Below are 12,702 nucleotides of genomic sequence, written 5' to 3'. Positions count from 1 at the left end.
ACAAAATTGCGTCTGCCACCAACAAAACCTGTATGAGAATGGGTGTGCACATGGGTCAGACGCGTGGGGCCACCGCCACTGCGAGCGTGCCGGGGCCGGTGTGGACACCCGCGACCGCCCCCAGCTCCACCAGGTCGACGCGGCAGTCGGCGGGCAGGGCCTCGCGCAACGAGTCCGTGACCCCCTCGGCCTGCTCACGCCACCCCAGGTGGTGCACAGCCACGTCGACACCGCGCTCGGAGGAGACCGCCGTCGCCGCCTCCAGACACTTCGTCTCCAGCCGCGCCAGCGCCTTGGCCCGGGTGCGGACGCGCTCCTCGAGCTGCACCTCCCCCTCGGCCAGGGTCAGCAGCGGCTTGATCGCCAGCGCCGACCCGAGCAGCGCCTGGACCGCCCCGACCCGACCCCCTCGACGCAGGTGCTCGAGCGAGTCCACATAGAAGTAGGTCGCTGAGGCAGCGCACCGCGCCCGTGCCACCTCTGCCGCCCCCGCCAGGTCTGCCCCCGAGGCGGCGGCATCGGCAGCCGACCACGCGGCATACCCCATCGCCATTCCGAGCACCCGCGAGTCGACCACCTCCACCTGCACCTCATCTCGCACCGCCGCGGCCGCCAGCTGGGCCGCCTCGACGGTGCCCGAGATCGCGGCAGACAGGTGCAGGGAGACGATCGAGTCGCAGCCGGTCTCCTGCACCAGCGCACGATAAACCTCCACGAACTCCCCCGGCGCAGGCCGCGACGTGCCGACCTTCTCCTTGCCGGCACGCAACAGCTCGGCGACCTCGGAGGTGCTGATGTCGACCCCCTCCGAGAGCGTCTGCCGGCCCACCGTCACGTGCAGCGGGATCACGTGGACACCGGCCTGCTCCGCCAGCTCGGGCGGCAGGCAGGCGGTCGAGTCGGTGAGCACAGCGGTGGGCACGACAGCAGTCTCTCAGGTCTAGGGCGGGGGGCCGGGACGGCCGGGCGATCGGCTCAGGCGGGCACGATGTTGACCAGCTTGGGCGCCCGCACGATCACCGTGCGCAGCTCTCCGTCGCCGATCAGCTCGCGGATCCGCGCGGAGCCCAGCGCCAGCTCGCGCAGCGCGTCCTCGGAGATGTCGGGAGCGACCTCGAGGCGATCACGGACCTTGCCCTTGACCTGCACGACGCAGGTCACGGTCTCCTCGACCAGCAGTGCCGGGTCCGCCTCGGGGAACGGCTCGTAGGCCAGCGACTCGCGGTGACCCAGGCGCGACCACAGCTCCTCGGCGATGTGCGGCGCGACCGGGGCCACCATCTGGACCAGCGGTTGGACCGCCACGCGCGGCACCCGGTCCAGCTTGGTCAGGTGGTTGTTGAACTCGATCATCTTGGCCACTGCGGTGTTGACGCGCAGGTGCTCGAAGTCGGTCCTGACCCCGTCTGCGGTGCGCGCCAGGAAGCGGGCGGTCGCCTCGTCCAACGCGTCATCGGAGACCGTGACCGCACCGGTCTCCTCGTCAATGACGTTGCGCCACAGGCGTTGCAGGAACCGCTGGCTCCCGACGACGGCACGGGTCTCCCAGGGCCTGTACTGCTCCAGCGGCCCCATCGACATCTCATAGACGCGGAAGGTGTCCGAGCCATACTGCGCGCGCATCTCGTCGGGGGTCACGACGTTCTTCAGGGACTTGCCCATCTTGCCGTGCTCCTTGGTCACCGGCTGGCCCTGCCAGGTGTATGCCGGGTCGCCGCTCTCCCCGAGGGTCTCCTCGACCTCCGCGGCCGGGACCGGCTGGCCCCGACTGTCGCGATAGACGTAGGCCTCGACCATGCCCTGGTTGATCAGCCGACGGAACGGCTCCTCACTGCTGACATAACCCAGGTCGTGCAGTGCCTTGTGCCAGAAGCGGGAGTAGAGCAGGTGCAGCACGGCGTGCTCGGCACCGCCGATGTAGAGGTCGACGCCACCGGGGTCGCGGGACCCCGCAGGGGCACCGGCCACCGGCTGCTCGCGCGGGCCGATCCAGTAGGCCTCGACGGCCGGGTCGACCGGGGCCTCCTTGTTCTCCGGGTCCTGGTAGCGCAGGTGATACCAGCACGACCCGGCCCAGTTGGGCATCGTGTTGGTGTCGCGGCGATAGGGCTTCGGCCCGTCACCCAGGTCCAGCTCGACCTCGACCCACTCGGTGGCGCGCGCCAGCGGCGCCTCCGGCATGGACTCGGCGTCCTGCGGGTCGAAGGTGCGCGGGCTGTAGTCCGGCACGTCCGGCAGCGTCAGCGGCAGCTGGTCGTCAGGCAGCGCGTGCGCGACGCCGTGCTCGTCCCAGACGATCGGGAACGGCTCACCCCAGTATCGCTGCCGGCTAAACAGCCAGTCGCGCAGGCGGTAGGTGATGGTCCCCTCGCCCAGGCCCCGGTCCGCCAGCCACTCGATGATCGCGGCCTTGGCCTCGTCCACCGGCAGGCCGTTCAGGTCGATCTCCTCGTTGGCGGAGTTGATCGCCGGACCCTCGCCGGTGAAGGCCTCGTCCTCGGGGTGCCCCTGCGTCGGCGCCACGGTACGGATGATCGGCAGGTCGTATGCCGTGGCGAACGCCCAGTCCCGCTCGTCCTGTCCGGGGACGGCCATGATCGCGCCGGTGCCGTAGCCCATCAGCACGTAGTCGGCGACCCAGACCTGGATGGACTCACCGGTGGCCGGGTTGATCGCGTGCGCGCCGGTGAAGACGCCGGTCTTGGCCTTGGTGTCGGCCTGCCGCTCCAGGTCGGACTTGGTCGAGGCCTGGCGGCGGTAGGTCGCAACGTCACCCTTGTGGGACTGCGGGACGATGTGCTCCAGCAGCGGGTGCTCGGGCGCGAGCACCATGAACGTGGCGCCGAAGATCGTGTCCGGGCGGGTGGTGAAGACGGTGATCTGCTCGTCGTGGCCGACTACCGGGAACGAGACGTTGGCACCCTGGCTGCGGCCGATCCAGTTGCGCTGCTGGATCTTGATCTTCTCCGGCCAGTCCAGCCGGTCCAGGTCGTCGATCAGCCGGTCGGCATAGGCGGTGATCCGCATCTTCCACTGGCTCAGGTTGCGCTTGAAGACGGGAAAGTCACCACGCTCGGACCGGCCCTCGTTGGTGACCTCCTCATTGGACAGCACCGTGCCCAGCCCCGGGCACCAGTTGACCGGCGCGGAGGAGACATAGGCCAACCGGTGCTGCGCCAGGACCTGCTCGCGCTCGGTCGGGGTCAGCTGCTCCCACGGCTGACCGGACGGGGTCTGTCGGTGACCCCCGGCATACTGCTCGACCAAGGAGGTGATCGGGCGCGCGGCGCCCAGCTGGCCGTCCGCGCGGACGGCCGACTCGTCATACCAGCTGTTGAAGATCTGCAGGAAGATCCACTGGGTCCAGCGATAGAAGTCGGGGTCGATGGTCTCGATCGACCGCCGCTGCTCATGCCCCATACCCAGCGCCCGCAGCTGGCGGCGATAGGTGACCATGTTGGCCTCGGTGGTGGTGCGGGGGTGCTGACCGGTCTGCACGGCATACTGCTCGGCGGGCAGGCCGAAGGCGTCGAAACCCATGGTGTGCAGCACGTTGCGGCCGGTGGTGCGCTGGTAGCGGCTGAAGACGTCGGTGGCGATGAAGCCCAGCGGGTGGCCGACGTGCAGCCCGGCGCCCGAGGGGTAGGGGAACATGTCCATCACCATCACGTGGCCACGCTGGAGACGAGGGTCGTCCGGCTCCGCCCAGGGGCCGGCGGGGTTGGCGGAGTGGAAGGTGCCCTCCGCCTCCCAGCGGTCCTGCCAGGCGTCCTCGATCTGGTTGGCCAGCTCCGCGGTGTAGCGGTGCGGCGTCTCGCTCGTGCTGTTGCCGGCCTGCGTGTCGCCCGTGCTGTCAGTCATCTCGTCCTCGAAGTCGTTGCTGCTGCGTCGTGACACAAAAAAGCCCCTCGCCCAGGAGGGGTCAGCCGCGCCGGCTCATGTCGTGCTCAGCGCGGCTGCATAAGAAGGAGCGTGCAGCGCATGGATCCACATTAGCGCAGGTGGGTCCGCTGTCCCGCACCAGGAGGTGTCCCAAGAAGGTCGGGACACCGCTCACCTGCGCCCGGGACATCGGTGCGAAGAGTGTGGAGGAACTCCGACGGGCAGGTCCGTCGACTGGATTCAGGAGGCACCATGACCACGACCGCTGTAGCCGCCCCGGTGGCGGCCACCGACTCCTCGCGCCGTGCCACAATGCCGTTCGGCCACCGCTTCGCTGCGGTGGCGCTGGTCATCGGCGCGGCCGGCAACACTCTCGAGCCGGTGCTCGGACAGTTCGTCGGCAACCGGCCCGACGCGGCTGCCGACCAGATCCAGCTCTACGCAGACCACCCCGTCCTGATCACCGCGCTCCTGCTGGTGGGCACGCTTGCCGTGCCATTCATGGCGCTCGGCTTCGTCGCGGCCGCCCGCCTGCTGCACCGCAAGGCGCGTCGAACGGCATGGGCTGCCGGGAGCCTGCTGGTCATCGGGATGTGGGGCTTCCTCGGCACGCACACGCTGGACCTCATCGGGCGTGCAGCGCTCGCCCAGAAGGAGGCACCAGCAGCTGGGTTCCTCAGCAACGAGGTGTATGACGACACGCTCCTCAACGTCGTGTTCGGCCAACCCTTCTTCGTCGGCGCGGCGCTCGGGATGCTGGTGCTCACCATCGGCATGCTGATGACAGGCGCTGTGCCACGCTGGATCCCGGCCTGCTGGCTCGGGTTCATCCTGCTCGACTTCAGCATCGGCTCAGTCGGGCCGGTCGACCCGCACTGGCTCTACCTGGCCGGCGCGGTGGGACTCGCGGTTCACATTCTCCGGGGTCGCGGCGTGGCGTGGTGGAAGGACTGACACAGACTGCCGCCTGCCCCTACGGTGTGAAGGTGCAACCGGTGCGGGCACTGGACCGGGTCGCCCAGTGGGCGGCTCGGACCCTGGCTGTGGTGGCGATCGGTCTCGCCTCGATGGCGATCGCGCTGCCGCTGCTCAGTGATCTGCCATACCTTCGCTACCTGTTCGAGTCACCCGAGGTCGTGGTCGCGGTCACGTTCTCCGCCACGGGTGCGTTGCTTGTGCATCAGCCTCGGGGACGCACGATGGGTTGGCTGCTACTGGGCACCGGCATCGTCTCGGCGGCCTACGTCGCCTCGGTCTCCTACACCGCGTGGGTGTTGGACGGAGTCGAGAGTGCGCCTCTGCCCCCGGACGCGGGTTCACTGGCCCTGTTCACCGCCTGGCTCACAAACTGGGCCTGGCTGCCCGTCTGGCTCGTCGTGTCCACCGTGTTGCCCCAGCTCGTCCCCGAAGGGCGGCCACTCTCGCGAGCGTGGTGGCCGCTGCTCGGTGCCACAGTGCTGTTCGGTGCGCTCGTGGTCGTTGAGTTCGCGACAACGCCCGGACCGCTGGGCATCTTCAGCGGCGTGGAGAATCCTCTGGGAGCCTCAACCTTCTCCACCCTCCGGGGCGGGCTCGTTGGCGCCCTGGACCCTGTGCTCGTGGTGCTGCTCGTGCTCTCGGCACTCTCCGTCGTGGTCCGATTCGTCCGAGCCGACGGCACGGAGCGCCGTCAGATCGGCTGGTGCGGCTACGCCGTGGTGCTCACCGTCCTGGTGGCGAACTTCGGGCCTTCCTGGGCGGTCAACCTCGCGGTGCTCTTCATCCCGGCCGGCCTCGCCATGGCGACGCTGCGCTACCGGCTGTACGACCTTGACTTCGTGGTGAACCGGACCGTCGTGACCGGGGTACTGCTGGGCGGCGCGGCACTGGTGTACGTCGCATTGGTCGCCTGGGTCGGCGCGCTGGTCGGGACCTCCCAGGGCATGGTGCCGCTCGTGGCGGTGTTCGCGATCGCGCTGGCCTTCCACCCGGCCAGGGTGAGGGTGCAGCGCGCCGTCGATCGACTCTTCCATGGACGCCGTGGCGACCCCTTTGGGCTGCTCCGCGACGTGGATCGGACCCTCCGCGAAGCAGACTCGCCCCGGCAAGCCATGGCCGAGGCCATCCGGACCGTCCAGGAGGGGCTGCGACTGCCCGGTGCCGCGGTTGTCGTGCCGATGCCAGACGGCACCGAATACCGCACAGAGTCCGGCGCGCTCGACACCCAGCTCGGGGATATCCCGCTGCAGCTGCACGGCGAACAGGTCGGCACCCTGACGGTGGCCTCGCGTCCGGCCCGCCGGGACGTCGGGCTCGACCAGGCCGATCTTCATGTCCTGACTGCCCTCGCGGGCCCGCTGGCCTCCGCCGCCTACGCCCTGCGGCTCTCCGGTGACCTCGAGGCGTCTCGCCGCGGCCTCGTCGACTCGCGGGAGGAGGAACGTCGCCGGCTTCGTCGTGACCTGCACGACGGGCTCGGACCGCAGCTCGCCGGAGTCGTCATGGGTGCAGACGCCGTGCGCTTGACCTTGCAGCGCGGCGACCATGAACTGGCCGCGGATCTGGCCAAGAACATCGCCGATCAGGCACGGACCGCAGTGGACGACGTGCGCCGACTGGTGTCCGGGTTGCGACCGCCGGTCCTCGACGACCTGGGGTTGCTCGGGGCGCTCAGATCCTCCGGCCCCGCAACATTCCACGGCGGGCCACAAGTGAGCATCCGCTCTGAAGGCTGTCTCACGGACCTGTCCGCGGCGGTTGAGGTGGCGGCCTACCGGATCACCCAGGAGGCGCTCACGAACGCCGTCCGGCACGCTTGCGCATCGGCCGTCGAGGTGCTTCTGCGCGCCGAGCCCGACGCAGTCACGGTGCGAGTCAGCGACAACGGCCGCGGCATTCCGGCGGAAGCAACCCGCGGGGTCGGTCTCGCCTCGATGTGTGAGCGAGCCGAGGAACTCGGTGGATGGTGCACGGTGTCGGGGGCAGCTCACGGCACGGGCACGACGATCATCGCCCACCTGCCCAGGATCCATGGATGAGCGTCACAGGGTTGACGGTGGTGATCGTCGACGACCACCCGGTGTTCCGGCAGGGGTTGCGCGCGCTGCTGGGCGAACTGAATGTCGACGTGGTCGCTGAGGCTGCGGACGGTGCGGCCGCGGTGGAGTTGGTGTTGGCACTGCGCCCGGACCTGGTGTTGATGGATCTGCAGATGCCCGGCCTCGGCGGTGTGGAGGCGACTCGTCGGATCATCGACAAGGCGCCTGACACCAAGGTGCTTGTGCTCACCATGGTCGACGACGACCACGCCGTCCTGGCCGCGGTCCAGGCGGGTGCACTGGGATATCTGCTCAAGGGTGCCGGCCTGGACGAGATCGGCCGCACGCTCGAGGCCGTCTCCGCCGGACAGGGTGTCTACTCCGCAGGTGTGGCACGTCGTCTCCGGTCGTTGTTCACCGCCGACTCCTCCGTGACGACCCCGTTCCCCTCGCTGACTGGTCGGGAGCGGGACGTTCTCGCGCTGATCGCCGAGGGAATGGGCAACCCGGACATCGCCCGACGGCTGTACCTGTCGGACAAGACCGTGCGCAACTACGTGTCGACGATCTTCACCAAACTCGGTGTCACCACCCGCGCCGAGGCCATCGTCGCCGCGCGCGAGGCCGGGCTCGGCACACCGGGCTCAAGGTGAGGCGGAGCAGCCCGATCGTGCGCCGCCGACCGAGTTCCCCTCCAGGATCGTGTGTGCGTCCCCGTACTGCCCCGCGAAAGACCGTGGCACGTGAACGGATCCTTCACGGCGGCGGTTCGGACGGTTGAGAGGGTTCAGCCCGGTCGAAGACCGCCAGGATCAGGTCGGCGGCAGCGACCGCGGTGAGCTCCCCGGCGATGACCCGCTCCCGGACCTCGCCGCGCACCCTGGCCACGTCGGCATCCGCAGCCAGCCGGGCGTCCAGCTCGGCCCGCACCAGCGCCCAGGTGAACTCCAGCTGCTGGTCGGCCCGCTTGTCAGCCAGGCCCCGGTCGCCGAGGAAGGCGCGGTGCCGCAGCACCCGCTGCCAGACCTTCTCGATGCCGGTCCCCTCGACCGCCGAGCACGTCAGCACCGGCGGCACCCACGACTGCGTGCCCGCATAGACCAGCCGGAACGTGCTCGCTAGGTCCTTGGCGGTCACCTCGGCCTCGCGCACCCGGTCCCCGTCGGCCTTGTTGACCGCGACCACGTCGGCCAGCTCCAGGATGCCCTTCTTGATGCCCTGCAGCTGGTCACCGGTGCGCGCGATGGTCAGGAACAGGAAGGTGTCGACCATCCCCGCGACCGTCACCTCGGACTGCCCCACCCCGACGGTCTCGACCAGCACGACGTCGAACCCGGCCGCCTCCAGCACGGTGATCGACTGCGCGGTGGCCCGGGCGACACCGCCCAGGGTCCCCGCACTTGGCGAGGGACGGATGTATGCCGAGGGGCTGGCCGACAGGTCCGCCATCCTGGTCTTGTCCCCCAGCACCGAGCCTCCGGTGCGCACACTGGAGGGGTCGACCGCCAGCACACCCACCCGCTTGCCCTGCCCGATCAGCCACATGCCGAGAGCCTCGATGAAGGTCGACTTGCCGACCCCGGGCACCCCTGAGATGCCGACCCGCACCGCTCCACCGGCGTGCGGGGCCAGCTCGGCGAGCAGCTCCCGGGCGGCGGTGCGGTGGTCCGGGCGGCTGGACTCCACGAGCGTGATGGCGCGGGCCAGCGCCGTGCGGTTGCCCGCCAGCACTCCCTCGGCCAACGCCGCCGGGTCGATGGCCATCAGTGCCCGAGGTTGGCGTTCAGCCGCTCGAGCAGAGACAGCGCGCTGTCAGCGATGACCGTGCCCGGCAGGAAGACGTCCGCGGCACCCATCTCCCGCAGCGTGGCCACGTCGTCGGGCGGGATGACCCCGCCGATGACGACCATGATGTCCTCCCGCCCCTGCTCGGCCAGCGCCTGGCGCAGTGCCGGCAGCAGTGTCAGGTGACCGGCCGCCAGCGACGAGACCCCGACCACGTGCACGTCGGCGTCGACGGCCTGCTGGGCAACCTCCTCGGGCGTGGAGAACAGCGGGCCCACGTCGACGTCGAAGCCCATGTCGGCGAACGCGGTGACGATGACCTTCTGCCCGCGGTCGTGCCCGTCCTGGCCCATCTTGGCGACCAGGATGCGCGGACGGCGGCCCTCGGCGGCCTCGAACCGCTCGGTCGCGGCCACGACCTGCTCGACGTTGCCGGCTCCGCCGGCCTCCTGGCGATACACCCCTGAGATCGTACGGATCACGGCCCGGTGCCGCCCATAGGCCTGCTCCAGCGCGTGCGAGATCTCCCCCACCGTGGCCTTGGCCCGGGCCGCGTCCACCGAGAGCGCGAGCAGGTTGCCCTCCAGCGAGCCGTCCTTGCCACCGCCCTGCTCGGCGCTCGCACGCAGCGCGTGCAGCGCCGAGTCGACCTCCGACTGGTCCCGCTCGGCACGCAACCTCTCCAGCTTGGCCAGCTGCGCGGCATACACCGCGTTGTTGTCCACCCTGAGCACCTCGAAGGGCTCCTCGTCGGTCACCTGGTAGGTGTTGACGCCGATGACCGCCTGCTGGCCGGAGTCGATCCTGGCCTGGGTGCGCGCGGCCGCCTCCTCGATGCGCATCTTGGGCAGCCCCTCCTCGATGGCCTTGGTCATGCCGCCGGCCGCCTCGACCTCCTGGATGTGGCTCCAGGCCCGCGCGGCCAGGTCGTGGGTGAGCCGCTCGACGTAGTAGGAACCACCCCACGGGTCGATGATCTTGGTGGTGCCGGTCTCCTGCTGGATGAGCAGCTGGGTGTTGCGGGCGATCCGCGCGGAGAAGTCGGTCGGCAGCGCGATCGCCTCGTCCAGGGCGTTGGTGTGCAGGCTCTGCGTGTGCCCCTGGGTGGCGGCCATCGCCTCGATCGCGGTGCGCTGCACGTTGTTGTAGACGTCCTGCGCCGTCAGGGACCAGCCGGAGGTCTGGGAGTGGGTGCGCAGCGAGCGCGACTTCGGGTTGCTCGGGTTGAAGTCGGCGACCAGGCGCGACCAGAGCGCCCGGGCCGCACGCATCTTGGCGACCTCCATGAAGAAGTTCATGCCGATCGCCCAGAAGAAGCTCAACCGCGGGGCAAAGGCGTCGATGTCGAGTCCGGCGTCGAGGCCGGCGCGGATGTATTCGACCCCGTCGGCCAGGGTGTAGGCCAGCTCCAGGTCGTTCGTGGCCCCGGCCTCCTGGATGTGGTAGCCGGAGATCGAGATCGAGTTGAAGCGCGGCATCGTGGCGGCGGTGAACGAGAAGATGTCGCTGATGATCCGCATCGAGGGAGCCGGCGGATAGATGTAGGTGTTGCGGACCATGAACTCCTTGAGGATGTCGTTCTGGATGGTCCCGGACAGCTGCTCGGGGCTGACCCCCTGCTCCTCGCCCGCGACGATGTAGAGCGCGAGCACCGGCAGCACCGCGCCGTTCATCGTCATCGACACGCTCATCTTGTCCAGCGGGATGCCGTCGAAGAGGGTGCGGGTGTCATAGATCGAGTCGATCGCCACACCGGCCATGCCGACGTCGCCGCGCACCCGCGGGTGGTCGGAGTCGTAGCCGCGGTGGGTGGCCAGGTCGAACGCGACCGAGAGGCCCTTCTGGCCCGCGGCCAGGTTGCGACGGTAGAAGGCGTTGGACTCCTCGGCGGTGGAGAAACCGGCGTACTGCCGGATGGTCCAGGGCTGGGTGGCATACATCGCCGGGTAGGGCCCGCGCAGGTAGGGCGCGAGACCGGGGTAGGTGTCGAGGGCGTCGAGTCCGGCCAGGTCGTCGGCGGTGTAGAGGGGCAAGATGTCGATGCCCTCGGGGGCGGCCCAGGGCTGGGTGTCGGCCACGGCCCGCTCGTATGCCGCGGGGTCGGGTCGCGGGGTCTGCTCGCCGTTGAGGGAGAACCCGGCGAAGGACTTGGGGATGCTCTTCATCGGGCTGACTCCGTGGTGGGACGGGCACTGGCATCGGGATCGGCAGTGACGCCGAGTCGCTCGCGGGTGCGGTGCAGGAAGGCCAGGGCGTCCAGGCCCATCGCGGCGTTGTCGTCGACCTCCAGGCCCTCGACTGGCTTGCCGGCCAGCAGGACGTGCTGGGCTCCCGCCCCGCGAAGGGCGGTGACGAGATCAGGTCCCCACTCGGCATACGCCTGGTCGGTCCCGGCCAGGGCGACGACCTTCTCGCCGTGGTAGGCGGCCAGGACGTCCTCGACGCCGGTGCTGGAGCCCACGGCGTGGGCGGTGATGCCGCCGGCTGCCAGCAGGTTGGTGAGGAAGGTGGCGCGGGCGGTGTGCTGCGCGACCGTGCCCATGGTGGCTACGAACAGCGGGTGGGGCGCCGGCTGGTCGCGCAGGTTCTCGAAGTCAGCGCCGTGGCGGACGACCTGGCGAGGCACGGCATACGCCCGGCGGTGCGGCAGCGTCTCGGCGACCTGGGGGAACTCGGTGAGGCCGGTGATCGGTCGGGTGCGGCGGGCGACCTGGTCGCGGCGGCGCTGCACCACCTCGGCGATGGCCCGGTCCCAGGAGCCGTCCCTGAGGTCGTGGATCAGACCGCCGTCCTCCTCGACCCGGCCGAAGAGCTCCCAGGCGGCGACGGCAAGGTCCTCGGTGAGGCGCTCGACGGCGTGCGACCCGCCTGCCGGGTCGGTGACCTCGGCGATGTGCGCCTCGGCGGCGAGCAGGCTGGAGGTGTTGCGCGCGATCCGGCGGCTGAACGACTCCGGCAGGCCGAGCGGCTCGTCGAATGGCAGGACCGTGACGGCGCCGGCACCGCCGACGCCGGCGGAGAACGCGGCGACGGTGGTGCGCAGCATGTTGGTGTAGGGGTCGTAGCGGGTCATCATCGGTCGTGAGGTGACCGCGTGCTGGGACTGACCCTGGCGAGCCGGGTCGACGTGGCTGAGCTCCAGGACGCGTGCCCAGAGGCGGCGCGCGGCGCGGAACTTGGCGATGGTGGGGAACTGCTCGGCCGTTGCGGCATAACGGAACTCGATGAGGCGCGCGGCGGTGGCCGGGTCGTGGCCGGCCTGGGCGAGGAGGCGGAGGTACTCGGCCCCGGCGGCGATCGTGTAGGCCAGCTCCTGGACGTCGGAGCCGCCGCGGTCGTGCACGGCGGTGCCGTCGACCATGACCGCCTTCAGGCCTTCGCGGACGGCCAGGTCGGCGACGTCGCGGACGACCTCCTTGGCCATCGGCCGCTTGTCGCGGTGGCCGATCGGGTTGGCCCCGAGGTTGGTGCCGGCGGCGGGCTGCACGCCCCGGCGGACCATGTGTCGGACGAACTCCGATGCGGCCAGGACGGGACGCTGCGGGGCGTCGAGCACGACGGGCGCGAGGTCCAGCAGCACGGGCTCGAGGACCGTGTCGAGATCCTCGATGGCGATGCCGGCGTCGCCGAGGACGAGCCACAGAGAGTTGACGCCGTTCTCGAGGTCCTCGGTGACGTGCTGGGCGGTCAGCTCGGCGTCCGGGTCCTCGAAGCGGGCGCGGATGTCCCACGAGCCGAACGGCCGCGTCGCGGTAGTCCCGCGGGTGAACGGCACCTGGCCCGGCAGACCCGCGTCGGGCAGCTCGGCGGCCGTGTCGGGGGTGCCGAGCGGCAGGACCGGGATGCCGTCCAGCGTGGTGGTGGTCAGCGCGCCCCAGGCTGCGGAGTCGGGGTCGTCACTGGTGAGGCGCCCGCTCCTGCGCAGCACCGCCGCGACGGCGCCCTCCCAGTCCTCCTGGGGCGGCGCCCCGTCCGGGGCCAGGGGCAGTTGGTCGGCGCTCGGTGTCGACATGCCCCG

Annotated in this window: 8 protein-coding genes; 3 read left to right on the top strand and 5 right to left on the bottom strand. The window is 70.3% G+C overall.

Annotated elements, in window-relative coordinates:
* Window positions 1-55 precede the first annotated feature (55 nt).
* Both NF557_RS04985 and leuS read right to left on the bottom strand, forming a co-directional pair.
* Window positions 56-922: a DegV family protein gene (locus NF557_RS04985; protein WP_252622231.1), complete on the bottom strand. Its 867-nt coding sequence runs from the start codon at window positions 920-922 to the stop codon at window positions 56-58.
* Window positions 923-975: 53 nt separating this feature from the next.
* Window positions 976-3,861: a leucine--tRNA ligase gene (leuS, locus tag NF557_RS04980; RefSeq protein ID WP_252623931.1), complete on the bottom strand. Its 2,886-nt coding sequence runs from the start codon at window positions 3,859-3,861 to the stop codon at window positions 976-978.
* A 273-nt stretch (window positions 3,862-4,134) separates the two neighbouring features.
* Between leuS and NF557_RS04975 the strand changes: the two genes are divergently transcribed.
* From NF557_RS04975 to NF557_RS04965, 3 genes are read left to right on the top strand one after another with little or no spacing between them, the layout of a single operon-like run.
* A complete protein-coding gene (locus NF557_RS04975; protein ID WP_252622229.1) occupies window positions 4,135-4,836 on the top strand; it encodes a hypothetical protein in 702 nt (233 codons plus the stop codon).
* Window positions 4,837-4,868: 32 nt separating this feature from the next.
* A complete protein-coding gene (locus NF557_RS04970) occupies window positions 4,869-6,899 on the top strand; it encodes a sensor histidine kinase (RefSeq protein WP_252622228.1) in 2,031 nt (676 codons plus the stop codon).
* On the top strand, window positions 6,896-7,552 hold the full coding sequence (locus tag NF557_RS04965) for a response regulator (protein ID WP_252622226.1): 657 nt from the start codon (window positions 6,896-6,898) through the stop codon (window positions 7,550-7,552). Before NF557_RS04970 ends, NF557_RS04965 begins: the two co-directional genes overlap by 4 nt.
* Window positions 7,553-7,655: 103 nt before the next feature.
* Here NF557_RS04965 and meaB read toward each other — a convergent pair whose 3' ends face one another.
* Genes meaB through NF557_RS04950 form a run of 3 tightly spaced genes read right to left on the bottom strand, consistent with a single transcriptional unit; the run spans window position 7,656 to window position 12,696 of the window.
* On the bottom strand, window positions 7,656-8,663 hold the full coding sequence (gene meaB, locus NF557_RS04960; protein WP_252622224.1) for a methylmalonyl Co-A mutase-associated GTPase MeaB: 1,008 nt from the start codon (window positions 8,661-8,663) through the stop codon (window positions 7,656-7,658).
* Window positions 8,663-10,849, bottom strand: a complete 2,187-nt coding sequence (gene scpA / locus NF557_RS04955) for a methylmalonyl-CoA mutase (RefSeq protein ID WP_252622222.1) — start codon at window positions 10,847-10,849, stop codon at window positions 8,663-8,665. The genes meaB and scpA overlap by 1 nt, the downstream gene beginning before the upstream one ends.
* Window positions 10,846-12,696, bottom strand: coding sequence for a methylmalonyl-CoA mutase subunit beta (locus NF557_RS04950; protein WP_252622220.1), 1,851 nt, complete (start codon window positions 12,694-12,696; stop codon window positions 10,846-10,848). Before NF557_RS04950 ends, scpA begins: the two co-directional genes overlap by 4 nt.
* Window positions 12,697-12,702: the final 6 nt, after the last annotated feature.

The sequence above is a fragment of the Ornithinimicrobium cryptoxanthini genome, from assembly GCF_023923205.1.
Lineage (GTDB): Bacteria > Actinomycetota > Actinomycetes > Actinomycetales > Dermatophilaceae > Ornithinicoccus > Ornithinicoccus cryptoxanthini.
Note: the sequence above shows the minus strand (reverse complement) of the source record. Positions and strands in the feature narration are given on the sequence as shown.